Origin of the sequence: Nonomuraea roseoviolacea subsp. carminata (genome assembly GCF_024172185.1) — a bacterium.
Lineage (GTDB): Bacteria > Actinomycetota > Actinomycetes > Streptosporangiales > Streptosporangiaceae > Nonomuraea > Nonomuraea roseoviolacea.
Map to the genome: position 1 here is coordinate 3,918,775 of NZ_JAMZEC010000001.1, position 16,934 is coordinate 3,935,708.

The window sequence follows — 16,934 nt, forward strand, 5'->3', positions numbered from 1 at the left end:
CGGCCAGCGCCGACTCCCCTGGTTGCCGTGCGGTGACGGCGCGGGCCAGGGAGGCGGCGAACTCCTCCTGGTGATCGCCCCTCTCGCTGCTTCAGCAGTTCTTGTAGTCGTAGCGGGCGCTGTTGTAAGAGCACGAGTGGACGAGCCGGCCTCGGGCGTCGCGGAGGTAGCCGGTGTCGTTGCTCTGGTTCCAGATGTAGGCGAAGGTGCCGCCGCCGCTCCTGCCCCAGTACAGGGTGGTGGAGGTGTCGCGGCCCCTGCCGGTCCGCAGGGTGACCGTCTTCCCGGCCCTGAGACTGAACGTGCCGAACGTATAGACGTGGTCCGCCCGGGCCGTCCTGTCGCGGACGGTCCAGCCGCTGAGGTCGACCGCGCTCCGGCCGGTGTTCTTGATCTGCACGTACTCGCCGTTGAGGCTGCTGTTCGCGCCGGAGTCCGGCGAGCCGGGCGAGTCGTACCAGATCCGGGAGATCTTCACCGTGGGGGCGGCGGCCTGAGCGGGAACAGCCGGTGTGAGAGCGGCGGCGGTCGCCACCAGGGCGGCGACGGGGGCGGCAAGACGCACGTGTGGTCCTTCTGGGGCTGGGGTGTGTGGGCCGTGTGTATGACGCCTCACGAGGGCTCGGCGTTCACCTGAATCCGGGCCGGTCCCCGAGTGTCACGGCGTGGAGAACAGACCAGGCCCCGGAGGCGAGGAGCCGTCGTGGGAGACGCCGTTCGTGACCCGCAGGAACTCCAGCCTCTCCGCATCGACGGAACCCGCGGCCACCGTGTAGACGACGAGCCGGATGTCGCAGCCCGGCACGGTGAGCACGTCGCAGTCGCACGTCACCTCGCCGACCTGGGGATGCACGACGGTCTTGCGAGCCGACACATGCGGACCGACCGCGCCCTCGTCCCACAGCCGGGTGAACTCCGCGCTGCTGGAGCGCAGTTCCGCGAGAAGGCCGGCCAGTTCACGGTCGTGGGGGTAGTTGACGAGAGCCGTGCGCAGATCGGCGACGAGGGCGGGGCCCAGCGTGTCGTCCTCCTGGATCACGGGCCAGGTCGCGAGCCCTGTGGGCCCCGTGGCGAAGACCGCCCGCACCAGGTTCCGCTCGACGTGCGTCCGTCCGCTGGGATCGCCCAGCAGCGCCGCCCATGCGGGAGTCCAGGACAGCAAGGTCCAGTCGGCGCTGAACACGCCCACGGGAAACTCGCCGAGGCGAGCCAGCATCCGTTGGACCCCCGCCGGAACATGCGTGGAGATCGTCCCCTCCGGTGGCGGGAGGAGGCCGGCCAGCCGGTAGGCGTAATCGCGCTCGACGGGTTCCAGTTGCAGTGCCCTGGCCAGGCTCGCGACGACCTGCGCCGAAGGGCTCGTGGCGCGTCCCTGCTCCAGCCGCACCACATAGTCGACCGACAGCCCGGCGAGCTCGGCCAGTTCCTCGCGCCGCAACCCCGCCGCACGTCGTCCGGGCCGTGAAGTCCGGCCGACGTCGATGGGAGAAAGCCGGTCGCGCCAGCGGCGCAATGCCGTGCCAAGGGTCTCCTCCACCCGACCAGTATGTCCGCCGGGCAGCCGTTCTGCCTGGTACTGGCCGTCCCACCGTCGCAGAGGGCACTGGTTGTCCTCCGGCCGCCGGCCGAGAGTGGATATATGACCACGACATTCATCACAGGGGCCAACAGATCTCTCGGGTACGAGACCGCCCGCCGATTGATCGAGGCCGGCCACACCGTCCTCATCGGCGCTCGGGATCTCGAGCGCGGCCAGGCGGCCGCGGAGAAACTGGGTGCCCGTTTCGTCCAGATCGACGTGACGGACGACGCGTCGGTGGCCGCGGCCGCCGCCGACGTCGAGGCTCGCGAGGGGGCCATCGACGTCCTCGTCAACAACGCGGGCATCCTGGGGACGCACAACCCCGCCGACCAGATCACGGCCGCTGACGCCCGCGCGGTGTTCGAGGTCAACGTCGTGGGGATCGTCCGGGTGACCCACGCGTTCCTGCCTCTGCTGCGCAAGTCCGCGAACCCGGTCATCGTCAACGTGTCGAGCGGCATGGGATCGTTCGCGGCGACCCACGACCCCGAGCGCGTCGAGTCCAGGCTCGTCGCGCCGCTCTACACGTCCTCGAAGGCCGCCGTGACCATGCTGACCACGCAGTACGCGAAGGCCTTGCCGGACGTGAAGGTGAACACGGCCGACCCGGGCTACACCGCGACCGACTTCAACGGGCACAGCGGCCCGCAGACCGTGACCGAGGGCACCGACGCGATCGTCGAACTCGCCACCATCGGGGCGGACGGACCGACCGGAACCTTCCGTGACCGTCACGGCGAGATGGCCTGGTGATCCACCTCTGAAATACTAGCCGCCGAAAGAAACGTGGTCACCGCGCCAATCGGTCGCACGAAGGAACTTCTCCCAGTTCAGCGCGCCGGAGTCGATGCTTCGACTCCACTGCGTGTCACGGTCGTCCCGGTAATACCCGAACTCCACCGCGTACTCGGCCATGCCGATGATCTCGTCGACCAGAAGAGGGTTCTCCCCCAGCTCCGGGAAGTATGCGAGCAGTCCTTCCCGAGAATACGTGCTCCGATACTCGGCCTTGAGTCCAGTGACATGGGAGAAGACATCGACCATTTCCCCGGGGGAGATGACGTCGCCGATCACCGGCAGGGAGGCGCCAAGGTAGGCGTGGGGGTTGGAAAACACCTCAAGCACAGCCGGCCCGGTCGCGGTGAGCGGGTCGACGAACGGAGCGCGGAAGTCTTCGGGCAGGTAGAAGGGCATGAGTACCGTGTCGCCATCGATTCGAGGCGTGTAGTATTCCAGCGCGTTCGTGTAGAAGAACGCGAGCATGACGAAGGTGTGCGCGACGGGCAGAGTTCGAATGTAATCTGCGATGAGTGCCTTATCGGTGAAGTGCGGAGCATACTTGGTGCCCGACGACCTCTCCTGAACATTTTCGAGCGCACTGAAAACGATGTGCCCCACACCGGCCTCGACCGCCGCATCGGCGAGCTGGCGACCAAGGGGGAGTTCGTCAACCGACGGCGGCGCGACGGGCGGCGTCATGAGGAAAGCCCCGTCGGCCGATCGGAATGCTTGCACGAACTCACGCTGGTGACCTGGCTCCAGGGGAGCCGCGAAGATCTCCGCGCCCATCCTGGCCAGGTTCCGAGCTTGGGACGAGCCGGCGTTTCGCGTCAGGGCGCGCACGCGAAACCTCCCGCTCTCAAGCAGGGAGGTGGCGACACTCCTGCCCTGCTTGCTGGTTGCGCCCGAGACGACGATCAACGGCTTGCTGTCGGCGGACATCACGCACTCCTTCCTCAGGGGCCCGACGCTGGTGAGCGGCAGCCGGCAGGAGCGCCGGCCACGCCGGCGTCAGGCGGCGACTGAAACCCGATAATATCGACACATCGCGATGTGTCAATGTGTTGTGGGAGCGGGCATCCAGGCTTGGCTCACCCGACTCGGCGTGTCGTATCGAGATATAGTGGTACGTGGGTGCGAGAGAGGAGCCGTCATGGCGAAGTCGCGCGCGACGGACGCAGGGCGAGGTGACCTCGAGGGCGCGGTCGAGGCCCTGAAGGCCCTGGCGAACCCGACGAGGTTGCAGATCATGAACTGGCTTCAGGACCCTCATGAAGCGTTCGCGCAGTGGGAGCCGATAGCCGATCGGGACGAATTCGGGGTCTGTGTCAGCCATCTGCAGGCGAAGTCGGGGCTGGCGCAATCGACGGTCTCGTCGTACATGGCGACCTTGGAGCGCGCCGGCCTCGTACGGTCCACGCGCATCGGCAAGTGGACCCACTACAAGCGCGACGACGACATGGTGTCCCGGCTCGCGGAGATGCTCCGCGGTACGCAGTGACGCATCACGAAATTCACCCGCGCCGCCTACCCGGCGGAGCGGTGGGCACCGCGGAGATCTAATGGAACTGGCTCTGGGCCGCGAAGGCCGGCGCTACGGAGTGAGGACCACCTTGTTGCACTCGTCCTGCTTGTTCTTGAACAGCTCGAACCCGCGCGGCGCCTCGCTGAGCGGCATCCGGTGCGAGATGACGAAGCTCGGGTCGATCTCGCCCGCGCGGATCCGGTCCAGCAGCGGCTCCATGTAGCGCTGCACGTGGCACTGGCCGGTGCGGATGGTCAGGGACCGGTTCATGACGGTGCCCATCGGGAACTTGTCCACGAAACCGCCGTAGACCCCGATGACGGACACCACGCCGCCGTTGCGGCAGGCCATGATGGCCTCGCGCAGCACGTAGGGGCGCTCGGTCTCCAGCCGGGCGGCCTGCTTGGTGCGGTCGTAGGCGTACATCGCCGGGGTCGGGTGGTGGGCCTCCATGCCGACGGCGTCGATGCAGGCGTCCGGGCCACGCCCGCCGGTCATGTCGCGCAGCGCGTCCAGCACGTTCACCTCCTCGTAGTTGAGGACCTCGGCGCCGGTCCGCTGGACCCGCCGCAGCCGGTACGGGAACCGGTCGATGACGATGACCCGGTCGGCGCCGAGCAGGAACGCGCTGGCCGCGGCGAACTGCCCGACCGGCCCCGCGCCCCAGATCGCGATCGTCTGGCCCGGCTTGATGTCGCACATCTCCGCGCCCATGAAGCCGGTGGGGAAGATGTCCGACAGGAACAGCACCTTCTCGTCCGGCAGGTCGTCCTCGATCTTGATGGGGCCGACGTCGGCGAACGGGACCCGGGCGTACTCGGCCTGCCCGCCGGGGAAACCGCCCAGCATGTGGGAGTAGCCGAAGATGCCGGCGGGCGAGTGACCCATGAGCTTCTCGGCCATCCCGGCGTTGGGGTTGGAGTTCTCGCACAGCGAGTACAGCTCGGCCTCGCAGGCGAAGCAGGCGCCGCAGGCGATCGGGAACGGCACCACGACGCGGTCGCCGGCGCGCAGGTTGCGCACGCCGGGGCCGACCTCGACGACCTCGCCCATGAACTCGTGGCCGAGCACGTCGCCCTTCTTCACCGTCGGGATATAGCCGTCCACGAGGTGCAGGTCGGAGCCGCAGATCGCGGTGGAGGTGACGCGGACGATCGCGTCGCGCGCGTTGAGGATCCGCGGGTCGGGAACGTCCTCGATCTCCAGGCGGTTGCGGCCCGCCCACACGTTGGCCTTCATGCCCGTCCTCCGATCGGTTGTGCGGGACGCTGGCGGAGCTGGCGCAGGGCGCGGTGGCCCTCGGGGCTGCCCTCGGAGCGGACCACCTCGCCGGTCTCCATGACCTGCTTGAAGCGGCGCAGGTCGTCGCGGACCTGCTGCTCGGGGTGCTCGCCGAACATCCGGGCGACGGCGGCGGCGAGCTTGCGGCCGGGCGCGCCGTACTCGAGTGAGACGTCCACGACGGTGCCGCGCCCGCCGGGCCCCTCGGTGAAGCTGACCAGGCCGGCGGTGGAGATTCCGGTGCCGGGCACGGACCGCCAGGCGATGAGGTCGCCGGCCCGCTCGTCGATGATCTCGGCCTCCCACTCCAGCCTGACGATCGGGCCGTTGGCCTTCCAGTGGGAGCGGCGCTGGTCGAGGGTGCGCACCGAGTCCAGGTGGATCATGAAGGAGGGCAGGTTCTCCAGGTCCCGCCAGAAGCGGTAGACCTCCTCGCGCGGCTTGTTGATGGTGATGGAGGCGCGCACCTGCAGCGGGCCCTTGGCCTTGGCGGTGCCGCGCCGGGCGCAGGCGGCGTCGAGGGCGGCGATCCCGGCGACCACGCCGAGAGCAGCCAGCGCGCGGGCGCGGCGCGTGCCCGTGCGGTTGGCGGCGGCCCTCCCGAGGACACCGAGGTCCATCGTGTCGCCGGCGACCCTGGTCCACGCCCACTGGGCGGGGTTCTTGGCGCCGAGCAGCAGCGCGGCGTGCAGGAGCTCGCGCCCGCCGACGAGCCTGGCGACGGTCGTGGCTCCGGGCGCGTCGTCGACGCCGCACAGGCGGGCCACGGCCTTGGGCGCCGCCAGGTGCGCCGTGCCGAGCATGAGGCTGGTCCACCCGAGCGCACGGGCGAATCTGTCGGTCATCATGCGTCCTAACAAAGGTTGCGGTGGAATGTGCGTACGCCGCAGGCGGCCCCCCGATCTGCTGGCACCCCCGCGTTCTCAGTCCCGTGCCCCTGACAGAACCGCTGACACCAGCGCGTCCAGGCACGAAGGTGCACGTCGCCTGGATCGCCATCCACGACGGGCCGCACATCCCGCGCCCGGCCCCGCCCTCCCGCAAAGGCCGCATCATCACCGGGGCGGCGCCATGGCGCCTGAGGTCTTCCGGCAGCCGTCGCGCTCAGCGGCCCGTCCACGTCGAGGCGCATGGCGGGCCGCTTGACGGTCGTACGAGCATGACCCGATACACGAGGCGCATGTGGCGCGCGACCGCGGGTAGTAAGCGCTGGGACTTCGCCCGGCTACCGGCGAGGAGCACCCATGGCCACCAGCGAACAGCATCGGCCGGAGATCGTCGTCGGACTCGTGGCGACCCCGCCGGACTACCCGGCGCAGGTGGTTGCGCGGCTCACCGCCGAGCTGGCCGACCGGCTCGCCGAGCGGGTGGACGCGGACGTGCGGTGGACCGTCCGGGAAGGCTGGGGTGACGTGGCTCCCCGCCGCGACGGCGGCGTTGAGGCGCTACTCGACGATCTTGCCAACCGGCGTGCCGACGCCGGGTGGGACGTCGCGATCTGCCTGACCGACCTGCCGCTGCACACCGAGCGGGTGCCGCTGGTCGCGCAGACGTCCGCCCGGCGCCGAGTCGCGGCGGTGTCCCTGCCCGCGCTGGGGCTGCGCCAGCTGCGAGCGGTCCGCGCAGCCGTTCCGGATCTCGTGGGCCGGCTACTCACGGACGCTTCCGAGGAGCGGGTACCGGCGGCCGGCTGGGCACCGGCTGAGCTGGCCGGCCGGATCGCCGCCATTCACCGGGTGGTCGGCGAGGTCGATGCCGGGGAGCTCGGCTACGTCGCCTCGCGGCTGATCGGCCGGGTGCGGCTGCTGACCGGAATGGTTCGGGCCAACCGCCCGGGGCGCGCCCTGCTGGGCCTGTCCAAACTGCTGGTCGGCGCCTTTGGCGCGGCCGCGTTCGCGCTCACCACCAACACCATCTGGCAGATGGGCGATGCGCTCGGCGGACTCCGCCTCACCGTGATCATGCTTCTCGGGCTGACCGCGCTGGTGACCTGGCTGATCGTCGCGCACGACCTGTGGGAGAAACCGGACCGGGAGACATCGGCTGAGCTGGCCCGGCTGTTCAACCTGGGCACGATTCTCACCCTCGCCCTGGCCGCCGCGGTGTCCTATCTGGTGTTGTTCGCCGGAACGACACTCGTCGCGGCGCTGCTGATCGACACATCCGTGCTGGAACAGAACCTGCAGCGGCCGGTCGGTTTCACCGACTACCTGATCCTGGCCTGGATCATCAGCTCGCTGGCCACCGTCGGCGGCGCGATCGGCTCCGGGCTGGAGGACGAGGACACGGTGCGGGCCGCCGCTTACGGCTACCATCCCGAACCCGGCGGCTGGCGGGACGAGAAGGACGCGTAGTTCCCGCCCCCCGGGGCCAGGGCCCGTCCACACTGCCGGGCGGGCAACCCGATGCCCCGGCCACGGAATGGGTCGGCGACCGCCGGCGAGGCACCAGCAACGCGCCGAATCTCGTCATAGCAGCAGGTCGAAGACGCGGATGGTGCGTGTCCACTCCTCGCTCGCCGGGTTCTTGCGAGCCGGCTCCATGACTCTGATCGCCCTGGCGAGCGCCACGGAGAGCCCACCCGACACGGCCGGCAGCCGGGCCTCGGTCTCTTCGCTGAGCGTCAGATCGAGCGGAGGCAGCGCCGCGAGCTCCGCCAGGATCGATGCCAGGTCCAGTTCCTCGTCCAGGTCCCGGAAGTCGTGCATGCTCTCCTGCAGTCCTTTGGTGATGGGCAGGTCCCAGGGCTGGATGACGTCCCGCCGGTTCGACTTCGCGGCGGCCTCGGCGACGACGAGCATGTCGTACAGTTTGCGGTTGACGAAGTCGCTGTAGCGCTTGAGGTCGGACTTGTCCACGTCGAGTCCCGCGGCGGCGCGAAAGAAGTGCTCGAACCTGGAAACTGCGATCACGGGCATGTGGATCACCGTCTTTCCTGTTGATTCCCTGTGGCAGTGAATCTTTCGTGCACCATGCGGACCGCCATCGCGCCTTCACCGACCGCGGAGGCGACTCGTTTGACGGAGCCGCTGCGAACGTCGCCGATGGCGAATACGCCGAGGTGTTCGGTTTCCAGGGGCAGGAGGGCGCCCAAGGGCGACGTGCCCTGGCCTGTCACGACGAAGCCGCGGTCGTCCAGCGGGAGAGTTCCCCTGAGCCATGCGGTGTGCGGGTCGGCTCCGATGAAGGTGAACAGCGCGCGGGTCTGGATCTCCAGGAGTTCCCCTGTTCGCGTGTTCTGCGCGCGGACGGCCCGTAGCGTGCGATCTCCGAGTAGTTCGCGTACCTCGGTGTAGTACCTGATTTCGATGCTGGGAGCTCGTTCGATCTCGTCGACGAGGTAGCGGGACATGCTCGCGCGTACGTCGCCGCCGCGCACGAGCATGCATACCGAGGAGGCGTTCCTGGCCAGGTAGAGCGCCGCCTGCCCGGCGGAGTTCCCCCCGCCGACGATGACCACGGGCGACCGCCGGCACATGCGCAGCTCGAACGGTGTCGCCGCGTAGTAGACCCCGGATCCTTCGAACTTCTCCAGGTGGGGAACGTCGAGCTTCCGATAGCGGGCGCCGGTGGCGATGATCACGGCGTGGGCCTTCGCGGCGCATTCGCCCTCCACGATGATGCCGTAGTGGCCCTCAAGCGGTTCCAGGCTGCTCACCTCGGCGGGGACGGTCAGGCGGGCGCCGAATTTGCCTGCCTGGATGACGGCACGCTCGGCGAGCTCGGCGCCCGAGATGCCGGTGGGAAAGCCGAGATAGTTCTCGATGCGGGACGAGGTGCCCGCCTGGCCGCCCGCGGCTACGGCATCGAGCACGACGGTGGTCAGGCCCTCGGAGGCCGCGTACACGCCGGCGGTCAGGCCCGCGGGGCCCGCGCCTACGACGATCACATCGCATACGGCGTCGCTCGACGCGGGGGCAGGCAGGCCGATGGTCTTCGCCAGTTCGGCCGGGGTTGGGTTGCGCAGCACCTGGTCGCCGTGCCAGATCACCACCGGGGTGTCGTGCGGGGAGATGCGCAGCTCGCGCAGGAGCGCGTCCGCGGCTTCGTCCTCCTCCAGGTCGATCCACCGGTGAGGGATCCTGTTGCGTGCGGCGAATTCGAGAAGTCGCCGGGCATCGGGTGAGTATCGGGAGCCGATGATGCGGAACCCGACGTCCAGACCGATCAGCAGGGTGCGGCGGGTCAGGTAGGCCCGCAGGATGAGGTCACCGAGCGCCGGGTCGCCCGCCACGAGCGTCCGCACCTCGTCGGCCGGTACGGCCAGCACCTCGCCGGGCTCCCGCACGACCGCGGTGAGGAATCCGGCCTGGCCGGTGAGGAGGCCGAGCTCGCCGAGGAATCGTCCAGGGCCGTGGACCGCGATCGTCCGCTGTTCCGCACCGTCCCCCTCGACCATGGCCACCTTGCCCCGCAGGATCACGATGAACTCGCGGATAGGCTCGCCCTCCCGGTAGAGGATGTCGCCCGGCGACACGGACCGCCGCTCGCCGTGCAGGGACAACTTGGCGATCTGCCCCTCGTCCAGCCGCGGATAGGCCCCGCACAGGTCCGGTGTTTCCACGCTGGAGTGCTCTGTCATGACGGAGCTCGCATTGCGTCCTCGACCCACTCGCGCAACTGCGGCGCCGGCGCCGCGCCCGCGCGTTGCGCCACGACGCGGCCCTCGTACAGCACCATGAGCGTCGGGACGGCCGTGATCGTGTATCGGCGGGCGAGGGCCGGAGAGCCGTCCACGTCGACTTTGACGAGTTTGAGCCGTCCCGCCATCTCGCGGGCGAGCTGTTCGAGTGCCGGGGAGACCATCCGGCACGGCCCGCACCACTGCGCCCAGAAGTCGACCAGGACGGTCAGGTCGGCGCGCTCGGCGACCTCGGCGAAGGTGTTGTCGTCAGCCTCGGCGATCCACGGCAGCGGTCGGTGGCACACCCCGCACAGGGGCTTGCCTCGGTAGGCGTCCGGGACCCTGTTGGGTCTGCCGCAGTTGGGGCAGTTCACGGTGTGCATGTCAGGTCCTGGGCGGATAGAAGGTGACGTTCAGCTCACCCTTGTCGGCGCCGACCGTGATGGTCGACCCGTCGGGCACGTCGCCGGCGAGCAGCGCGCGTCCGATCCTGGTCTCCACCTCGCGGGCGATGAACCGACGCAGTGGCCGGGCACCGAAGACGGGGTCGTAGCCCTGGTTGGCGATGAGCCGGCGCGCGTCCTCGGTGACCTCCAAGGTGAGCCGGCGGGCGGCCAGGCGGTTTCTGATGTCGGCGAACATCAGGTCCACGATGCGCTCGATCTCGGCCTCGGTCAGCGGCTTGAACAGCACGATGTCATCGACCCGGTTGAGGAATTCGGGCCGGAAGTGCATGCGCAGCTCCCCCATCACGCTCTCGCGGGCCTGGGGCTTGATCTCCCCGTCGGCGGTGACCCCGTCCAGCAGGTGCTGGGAGCCGATGTTGGAGGTCATGATGACCACGGTGTTGCGGAAGTCGACCGTGCGGCCCTGCGCGTCGGTCAGCCGCCCGTCGTCCATGACCTGCAGCAACGTGTTGAACACGTCCGTGTGGGCCTTCTCGATCTCGTCGAACAGCACCACCGAGTACGGCTTGCGCCGCACCGCCTCCGTGAGCTGACCGCCCTCCTCATAACCGACGTAGCCCGGAGGAGCACCGACGAGCCGGCTGACCGTGTGGCGTTCCTGGTACTCGCTCATGTCGATGCGCACCATGTTGTCCTCCGTGTCGAACAGGGCCTCCGCGAGGGACTTCGCGAGCTCGGTCTTGCCGACCCCGGTGGGTCCGAGGAACAGGAACGATCCGATGGGGCGCCGAGGATCCTTGACGCCGGAGCGAGCGCGGATGACGGCGTCGGCCACGAGCCGCACGGCCTCCTCCTGCCCGATGACACGTTCGTGCAGGATCTCATCGAGCTTGAGCAGTTTGTCCCGCTCCCCCTCCTTCAGCCGGGTCACGGGGATGCCGGTCCAGCGGGAGACGATGGACGCGATCTCGTCCTCCGTGACGACCTCGCGCAGCAGCCGGCGGCTGTTCTGCCGGGATTCGAGCCGCTCCTCCTCGGCGCGAAGCCGGCGTTCCAGTTCGGGGAGCCGGCCGTGGCGGAGCTCGGCGGCACGGTTGAGGTCGTAGGCGCGTTCGGCCTGTTCGGCCTCCCGCCGCACGCTCTCCAGCTCCTGCCGCAGGCTCTGCACCCTGCGCAGGGCCGACCGCTCGGCCTCCCACTGCGCCCGCATCGCCTCGGCCTCGGCACGCGCGGCGGCCAGCTCCTTGCGCAGCTCTTCCAGGCGGGACCGGCTCGCGGGGTCGTCCTCCTTGGCCAGCGCGGCCTCCTCGATCTCCAGCCGCATCACCTTCCTGGTGAGCGCGTCGAGCTCGGCCGGCATGGAGTCGATCTCGGTGCGGAGCATCGCACACGCCTCGTCGACCAGGTCGATGGCCTTGTCCGGCAGGAACCGGTCGGCGATGTAGCGGTGGCTCAGCGTCACCGCGGCGACGAGCGCGCTGTCCTGGATCTTCACACCGTGGAAGACCTCCAGCCGCTCGCGCAGGCCGCGCAGGATCGAGACGGCGTCCTCGACCGAGGGCTCGTCGATCAGTACCGGCTGGAACCGCCGCTCCAGGGCGGCGTCCTTCTCGATGTGCTGGCGATACTCCTGCACCGTGGTCGCGCCGATCATGTGCAACTCGCCGCGCGCGAGCATCGGTTTGAGCATGTTGCCCGCGTCCATGGCGCCCTCGGTCGCCCCGGCGCCGACCACCGTGTGAAGCTCGTCGACGAACAGCAGGATCTGGCCCTCAGCCGCTTTCACCTCGTTCAGCACGGCCTTCAGGCGTTCCTCGAACTCCCCGCGGTACTTGGCTCCCGCGACGAGCGAGCCCATGTCCAGGCTGAAGATGGTCTTGTCGCGCAGCCCCTCCGGGACGTCGCCGCGGGTGATCCGCTGGGCGAGCCCTTCGACCACGGCCGTCTTGCCGACGCCGGGGTCGCCGATCAGCACGGGGTTGTTCTTGGTCTTGCGGGACAGGATCTGGATCACGCGGCGGATCTCCTCGTCGCGGCCGATCACGGGGTCGAGCTTGTCCGCGCGGGCGTCGGCCACCAGGTCGCGCCCGTACTTCTCCAGCGCCTCGTAGGCGACCTCGGGCATGGCCGAGGTGACCCGCTGGTTGCCCCGGACGGCGGTGAGCGCCTGCAGGAACCGGTCCCTGGTCACGCCCTGGCCGTGCAGCAGCCGCCCCGCCTCGGTCGCGGAGCCCTCCTCGATCAGGGCCAGCAGCAGGTGCTCGACCGAGACGTACTCATCCTTGAGCCGGCCGGCCTCCCGGTCCGCGGCGTCGAGCACCCGGGAGAGGCGCTGGGTGAGGAACACCTGGCCGGGCGCGGCGCCCGGGCCGCTGACCCTGGGCCGGCGCGCCAGCTCCGCTTCCAGTTCGGCGCGAAGAAGCTGCGTGTCGGCACCCGCCTGTTGCAGCAACCGGGGCGCCAGCCCCTCGGGCTGGTCGAGCAGGGCCAGCAGGAGATGCTCCCCGTCGACCTCGGTGTGACCGTACCGCAGCGCCTTGGTCTGGGCGTCGTGCAGGGCCTCCTGCGTCTTCTGCGTCATCCTGTTCGGGTCCACTCCGAGTCTCCCTAGCGTCGTGGCGAAGGGCCGCGCAGGGCGGCCTCGAGCTCCGCGATCCGATCGAGGAGGTCGATCACCACACCGATCGCCGCGTAGTTGATGGACAGGCCCTCGTGCAGCCGCTGAATGCGGGCGGCCGCCGTGACCTTGGAGGGGGCGAAACACAGCTCCCCTCTGGCGTCCCTGTCGGGCTCCAGCAGTCCGAGGGTCACCAACCGACGGACGACCTCCGGGTGCAGCCCCGTGGCCCGCGCGTAGGAATCGAGGTCGAGCCGGGCGGGGCGTACCAGTGCGTAGATCACGAGCGCCTCCTCGGGTCGAACCGCGATGCGGCGGCGAGCTGTTCGAACAGGCGTCGCTCCGTGTCGGTGAGCGTGGCCGGGACCATGATCCGGACTTCGGCGAAGAAGTCACCCGCGGGGCCGCTCGGGGGGCGCATGCCGCGCCCTCGCAAGCGCAGGCGACGGCCGCTGGACGTGCCCGGCGGCACTCTCAGCTTCGCCTCGCCGCCTGGCGTGTCGATGGGCACCGTGGCGCCCAGGGCCGCCTCCCAGGGAGTGAGCGGCAGGGTGGTGTGGATGTCGCGGCCCTCCACGCGATACCGGGGATGGTCGGCGATCTGCACGATCAGGTGCAGATCGCCTGCCGGCGCTCCATCGCTTCCTCGCCCGCCCTGCCCGGCGAGCCTGATGCGCTGCCCGTTCGTGACCCCGGGCGGGATCGTGACGTCCAGCCGCCTGCCACCGGGCAGGGTGATTCCGCGACGGCCACCGCGGTAGGCCTCCTCGACGGTCAGCGTGAGCCGCGCCTCCTGGTCCGCACCCGGCACAGGGCCCCAGCGTCGCCTGCCACGGCCGCCGAACATGCCGCTGAGCAGGTCGTCCAGGTCAAGGTCGGCGCCGAAATCAACGCCCTCGTCAGGCGCCGACCGCCATGTGCCGCCCGATCCGGCGCGCGTGCCCGCGCGGGCGCGAGCGTAGTCCGCGGGGTCCACGTCGGGCGGCACCTGGCGGAAGTCGTGGCCGAAGGCGTCGTAGCGGCGACGCTGCTCCGGGTCGGAAAGCACAGCGTAGGCCTCCGAGATCTCTTTGAACCTGTCCTCCGCCCCCGGATCTTTGTTGACGTCCGGGTGGTAGGTGCGCACGAGCTTGCGGTAGGCGCGCTGGATCTCGTCGGCGTCGGCGTTCCTGTCCACGCCGAGTACCTCGTAGAAGTCCCGCCGTGCGACCATCACTCCGCCTTCTTCGCGACGGCGACTCTTGCGGGCCGAAGCTGCCGCTCGCCCTCGCCATAGCCGGGCCGCAGCACCTCCACGACGGTGCCGGGCTCGGCATCAGTCCGTTCGACGGCTGCCACCGCCTCGTGGCGCGCCGGATCGAACATCACGCCCGTCTCGTCGTATCGCGGGTAGCCCAGGCTGGACAGGACGGAGACGGCCTGGTCGCGCACCGCTCGCACGCCGTCGAGCACCGCCTTCGCGTCGCCGTCGCCGTCGCCCGCATGGCTCAGCGCGAGCTCGAGATTGTCCAGGACGGGCAGCCACGCGGCGGCGACCCTGGCGCGTTCCTCGGCCCGCAGCCGCTCGTTGTCGCGGGTGATCCGCCTGCGGAGGTTGTCCAGGTCGGCGACGGCGCGCAGCCATCGGTCCTCCAGCTCCGCGAGTTTGGCGTCCGTCTCCGCGGACGCGGCGGCGGCCTCCTCAGGGGGCTCCTTCCGGCCCTCGGGTACGTTCTCGTGCATGTCAATCGGGCTCCGAGGTGGTGAACTCCGCGTCGATCACGTCGTCGTCGGCGCCCGGGGCGCCTTCCGCCCGGACATCAGGCGGCACCTCAGGCGTATCCGGCCGGACACTGGCGCCGAGTCCCTGGTACACCTGCTGGAGCTCGGCGCTGAGCGCCCGGAGCCGGTCGATCGGCACCTCTTCCTTGATCGCCTGGCGGGCCTCCTCGACGAGCTGCTCCGCACGTGCCTTCTCGTGCACGGGTACGGCGTCCCCGAGCTCCTGTAGCCGGCGCTCCACCTGGTAGGCGACCGAGTCCAGCTCGTTCCGCGCGTCGATGGTCTCCCGGAGCCGGGTGTCCTCGGCACGGTGCTGCTCGGCGTCCGCGACCATCCGCTCGATCTCCGACTTGTCGAGGTTGGAGCTCTCACTGATGGTGATCCGCTGCTCGGCCCCGGTGTCCTCGTCCCGGGCGGAAACGTTGAGAATGCCGTTGGCGTCGATGTCGAAGGTCACCTCGATCTGCGGCACCCCTCGGGGCGCGGGCCGGATGTTCTCCAGCCGGAAACGCCCGAGCACCCGGTTGTCGGCGGCGCGCTCCCGCTCACCCTGCAGAATCACGATGTCCACGGCGCTCTGGTTGTCCTCCGCCGTGGAGAACGTCTCGGTCCGGCGGGCCGGGATGGTGGTGTTGCGCTCGATGACCTTGGTCATGAGCCCGCCGAGGGTCTCGACACCGAGGGAGAGCGGCGTGACGTCGAGCAGCACGACGTCCTGCACCTCGCCCTTGATGATGCTCGCCTGGATCGCCGCTCCGATGGCGACCACCTCGTCCGGATTCACCGTCATGTTGGGGTCCTTGCCCCCGGTGAGCCTGCGGACCAGGTTCTGGACGGCGGGGATCCGCGTGGATCCGCCGACGAGGATGACCTCGTCGATGTCCGCGGGCCTGAGCTTGGCGTCCTCCATCGCCTGCTCGACCGGATGGATGCAGCGTTCGACGAGGTCGGCGGTGATCTGCTCGAAGGTGGACCGCATGAGCGTGGTGTTGAGGTGCTTGGGTCCGGAGGCGTCCGCCGTGATGAACGGCAGGCTGACCGTGGTCTGGGTCACCGACGACAGCTCGACCTTGGCCTTCTCGGCCGCCTCGAAGAGGCGCTGCAGCGCCTGCGGGTCCTTGCGCAGGTCGATGCCCTGGTCTCGCTGGAACTCGTCGGCCAGATGATCGACGATCCTGCGGTCGAAGTCGTCGCCGCCGAGATGCCCGTCGCCGGAGGTGGCGCGGACCTCGACGACCCCCTCGCCGATGTCCAGGATGCTGACGTCGAACGTACCGCCGCCCAGGTCGAAGACCAGCACGGTCTCGTTGGACTTCTTGTCCAGCCCGTACGCCAGGGCGGCGGCGGTCGGCTCGTTGATGATGCGCAGGACCTCGAGGCCGGCGATGCGCCCCGCGTCCTTGGTGGCCTGGCGTTGGGCGTCGTTGAAGTACGCCGGTACGGTGATGACCGCCTCGGTCACTTTCTCGCCGAGATACTTCGCCGCGTCAGCGGCCAGCTTGCGCAGGATGAGCGCCGAGACCTCCTCCGGCGCGTACTGCTTCTCGCCGACCTGGAAGCGGACGTCTCCCTGCGGCCCTTCGACGACGTCGAACGAGACAGCGTGGATCTCGCTCTCGACCTCGTTGTAGCGACGGCCGATGAACCGTTTGGACGAGTAGATCGTTCCCTTCGGGTTCAGGATGGCCTGGCGCCGCGCGAGCTGGCCCACCAGGCGTTCACCCTCGGGGGTGAAGGCCACCACGGACGGGGTCGTGCGTGACCCTTCCGCGTTGGGGAGCACGGTGGGGTGACCGTCCTCGGTAGCGGCGATCACCGAGTTCGTGGTCCCGAGGTCGATGCCTACTGCTTTCGCCATTGCTCGTTCACCTTTCCCATGAGCTCATGGGCCCTGGCCGCGTGCTCGGAGTCGACGAGGACCTCGTACTTGTCGGCCACCAGGCCGGTCTCGGAGACGAAGTCCCGCCGTCCGCCGTGCGCCGCGTGCGCGATCACGCCGAAGATCGCCCCGGCGACCGCGCCCCACAGCAGCCCCCACAGGACCAGCGCGACCAGGGACCCGGCCATGTTCGAGAAGATCCCGAAGAACAGGCCGACGAGCAGGCCGAACCAGCCCCCGCTCAGCGCGCCCCGGCCGGCCGCGCGGAGATACGTCATGCGCGCGAGGACTTGCTCCACCGAGCGCAGGCCCACGCCCACGATCAGCGTCCCGTGTACGGGGAACCCGTGATCCGACAGATAGTCGACGGTCTTCTGCGCCTCTTGGTACGTGTGGTAACTGGCGAGCCGTTCCTTGCCGGCGGTGACGGAACCGGTCGGCGCGACGGTCATGGCTCCTCATCTCCCCGCCTCAGGCG

17 protein-coding genes are annotated in these 16,934 nt (G+C 69.6%); 3 read left to right on the plus strand and 14 right to left on the minus strand.

What is annotated here, in order from left to right; translation table 11 throughout:
* Window positions 1–91 precede the first annotated feature (91 nt).
* Both HD595_RS18380 and HD595_RS18385 read right to left on the minus strand, forming a co-directional pair.
* Window positions 92–565 carry a lamin tail domain-containing protein gene (locus HD595_RS18380; protein WP_253770618.1) on the minus strand — a complete coding sequence of 158 codons (474 nt, stop codon included), beginning with the start codon at window positions 563–565 and terminating at the stop codon, window positions 92–94.
* A gap of 93 nt (window positions 566–658) precedes the next feature.
* A complete protein-coding gene (locus HD595_RS18385; protein WP_253770619.1) occupies window positions 659–1,537 on the minus strand; it encodes a helix-turn-helix transcriptional regulator in 879 nt (292 codons plus the stop codon).
* Window positions 1,538–1,639: 102 nt separating this feature from the next.
* On the opposite strand from HD595_RS18385, the gene HD595_RS18390 reads away from it, so the two are divergent.
* On the plus strand, window positions 1,640–2,335 hold the full coding sequence (locus tag HD595_RS18390) for an SDR family NAD(P)-dependent oxidoreductase (RefSeq protein ID WP_253770621.1): 696 nt from the start codon (window positions 1,640–1,642) through the stop codon (window positions 2,333–2,335).
* A 15-nt stretch (window positions 2,336–2,350) separates the two neighbouring features.
* Here the strand turns inward: HD595_RS18390 and HD595_RS18395 are convergent, their stop codons facing one another.
* Window positions 2,351–3,304, minus strand: a complete 954-nt coding sequence (locus tag HD595_RS18395; protein WP_253770623.1) for an NmrA/HSCARG family protein — start codon at window positions 3,302–3,304, stop codon at window positions 2,351–2,353.
* A 211-nt stretch (window positions 3,305–3,515) separates the two neighbouring features.
* Between HD595_RS18395 and HD595_RS18400 the strand changes: the two genes are divergently transcribed.
* Entirely contained in the window at window positions 3,516–3,863 is a 348-nt protein-coding gene (locus HD595_RS18400) for an ArsR/SmtB family transcription factor (RefSeq protein WP_253770626.1), read from the plus strand.
* Window positions 3,864–3,956: 93 nt separating this feature from the next.
* Here the strand turns inward: HD595_RS18400 and HD595_RS18405 are convergent, their stop codons facing one another.
* Together HD595_RS18405 and HD595_RS18410 are read right to left on the minus strand one after the other, a co-directional pair.
* Window positions 3,957–5,126 carry a zinc-dependent alcohol dehydrogenase gene (locus tag HD595_RS18405; protein WP_253770628.1) on the minus strand — a complete coding sequence of 390 codons (1,170 nt, stop codon included), beginning with the start codon at window positions 5,124–5,126 and terminating at the stop codon, window positions 3,957–3,959.
* Window positions 5,123–6,016 (minus strand): SRPBCC family protein, encoded by an 894-nt coding sequence (locus HD595_RS18410; RefSeq protein ID WP_253770630.1) that lies wholly within the window; start codon window positions 6,014–6,016, stop codon window positions 5,123–5,125. Before HD595_RS18410 ends, HD595_RS18405 begins: the two co-directional genes overlap by 4 nt.
* A gap of 396 nt (window positions 6,017–6,412) precedes the next feature.
* Here HD595_RS18410 and HD595_RS18415 point away from each other — a divergent pair, with 396 nt between their 5' ends.
* Window positions 6,413–7,522 (plus strand): hypothetical protein, encoded by a 1,110-nt coding sequence (locus HD595_RS18415; protein WP_253770632.1) that lies wholly within the window; start codon window positions 6,413–6,415, stop codon window positions 7,520–7,522.
* A gap of 114 nt (window positions 7,523–7,636) precedes the next feature.
* Here the strand turns inward: HD595_RS18415 and HD595_RS18420 are convergent, their stop codons facing one another.
* Genes HD595_RS18420 through HD595_RS18460 form a run of 9 tightly spaced genes read right to left on the minus strand, consistent with a single transcriptional unit; the run spans window position 7,637 to window position 16,908 of the window.
* Window positions 7,637–8,086 carry a DUF1931 family protein gene (locus tag HD595_RS18420; protein ID WP_253770634.1) on the minus strand — a complete coding sequence of 150 codons (450 nt, stop codon included), beginning with the start codon at window positions 8,084–8,086 and terminating at the stop codon, window positions 7,637–7,639.
* 5 nt (window positions 8,087–8,091) lie between these two features.
* Window positions 8,092–9,750: an FAD-dependent oxidoreductase gene (locus tag HD595_RS18425; protein WP_253770635.1), complete on the minus strand. Its 1,659-nt coding sequence runs from the start codon at window positions 9,748–9,750 to the stop codon at window positions 8,092–8,094.
* Window positions 9,747–10,175, minus strand: a complete 429-nt coding sequence (trxA, locus tag HD595_RS18430; RefSeq protein ID WP_253770637.1) for a thioredoxin — start codon at window positions 10,173–10,175, stop codon at window positions 9,747–9,749. The genes HD595_RS18425 and trxA overlap by 4 nt, the downstream gene beginning before the upstream one ends.
* Window position 10,176: 1 nt before the next feature.
* On the minus strand, window positions 10,177–12,780 hold the full coding sequence (gene clpB / locus HD595_RS18435; protein WP_253781224.1) for an ATP-dependent chaperone ClpB: 2,604 nt from the start codon (window positions 12,778–12,780) through the stop codon (window positions 10,177–10,179).
* A 26-nt stretch (window positions 12,781–12,806) separates the two neighbouring features.
* Window positions 12,807–13,100: a chaperone modulator CbpM gene (locus HD595_RS18440; RefSeq protein WP_253770639.1), complete on the minus strand. Its 294-nt coding sequence runs from the start codon at window positions 13,098–13,100 to the stop codon at window positions 12,807–12,809.
* Entirely contained in the window at window positions 13,097–14,029 is a 933-nt protein-coding gene (locus HD595_RS18445; RefSeq protein ID WP_253781226.1) for a DnaJ C-terminal domain-containing protein, read from the minus strand. Before HD595_RS18445 ends, HD595_RS18440 begins: the two co-directional genes overlap by 4 nt.
* Window positions 14,029–14,538 carry a nucleotide exchange factor GrpE gene (locus HD595_RS18450; RefSeq protein ID WP_253770641.1) on the minus strand — a complete coding sequence of 170 codons (510 nt, stop codon included), beginning with the start codon at window positions 14,536–14,538 and terminating at the stop codon, window positions 14,029–14,031. Before HD595_RS18450 ends, HD595_RS18445 begins: the two co-directional genes overlap by 1 nt.
* Window position 14,539: 1 nt before the next feature.
* Complete coding sequence (gene dnaK, locus HD595_RS18455) at window positions 14,540–16,435, minus strand: molecular chaperone DnaK (protein ID WP_253770644.1); 1,896 nt, start codon at window positions 16,433–16,435, stop codon at window positions 14,540–14,542.
* Complete coding sequence (locus tag HD595_RS18460) at window positions 16,420–16,908, minus strand: general stress protein (protein ID WP_253770647.1); 489 nt, start codon at window positions 16,906–16,908, stop codon at window positions 16,420–16,422. Before HD595_RS18460 ends, dnaK begins: the two co-directional genes overlap by 16 nt.
* Window positions 16,909–16,934: the final 26 nt, after the last annotated feature.

Bases quoted from the DNA above. Each gene is read 5' to 3' on its own strand.
- HD595_RS18395 (WP_253770623.1), bottom strand. From the start codon at position 3,304: ATGTCCGCCGACAGCAAGCCGTTGATCGTCGTCTCGGGCGCAACCAGC.
- trxA (WP_253770637.1), bottom strand. From the start codon at position 10,175: ATGCACACCGTGAACTGCCCCAACTGCGGCAGACCCAACAGGGTCCCG.
- HD595_RS18420 (WP_253770634.1), bottom strand. From the start codon at position 8,086: ATGCCCGTGATCGCAGTTTCCAGGTTCGAGCACTTCTTTCGCGCCGCC.
- HD595_RS18405 (WP_253770628.1), bottom strand. From the start codon at position 5,126: ATGAAGGCCAACGTGTGGGCGGGCCGCAACCGCCTGGAGATCGAGGAC.
- HD595_RS18410 (WP_253770630.1), bottom strand. From the start codon at position 6,016: ATGATGACCGACAGATTCGCCCGTGCGCTCGGGTGGACCAGCCTCATG.
- HD595_RS18445 (WP_253781226.1), bottom strand. From the start codon at position 14,029: ATGGTCGCACGGCGGGACTTCTACGAGGTACTCGGCGTGGACAGGAAC.
- dnaK (WP_253770644.1), bottom strand. From the start codon at position 16,435: ATGGCGAAAGCAGTAGGCATCGACCTCGGGACCACGAACTCGGTGATC.
- HD595_RS18460 (WP_253770647.1), bottom strand. From the start codon at position 16,908: ATGACCGTCGCGCCGACCGGTTCCGTCACCGCCGGCAAGGAACGGCTC.
- HD595_RS18450 (WP_253770641.1), bottom strand. From the start codon at position 14,538: ATGCACGAGAACGTACCCGAGGGCCGGAAGGAGCCCCCTGAGGAGGCC.
- clpB (WP_253781224.1), bottom strand. From the start codon at position 12,780: ATGACGCAGAAGACGCAGGAGGCCCTGCACGACGCCCAGACCAAGGCG.
- HD595_RS18400 (WP_253770626.1), top strand. From the start codon at position 3,516: ATGGCGAAGTCGCGCGCGACGGACGCAGGGCGAGGTGACCTCGAGGGC.
- HD595_RS18390 (WP_253770621.1), top strand. From the start codon at position 1,640: ATGACCACGACATTCATCACAGGGGCCAACAGATCTCTCGGGTACGAG.
- HD595_RS18425 (WP_253770635.1), bottom strand. From the start codon at position 9,750: ATGACAGAGCACTCCAGCGTGGAAACACCGGACCTGTGCGGGGCCTAT.
- HD595_RS18415 (WP_253770632.1), top strand. From the start codon at position 6,413: ATGGCCACCAGCGAACAGCATCGGCCGGAGATCGTCGTCGGACTCGTG.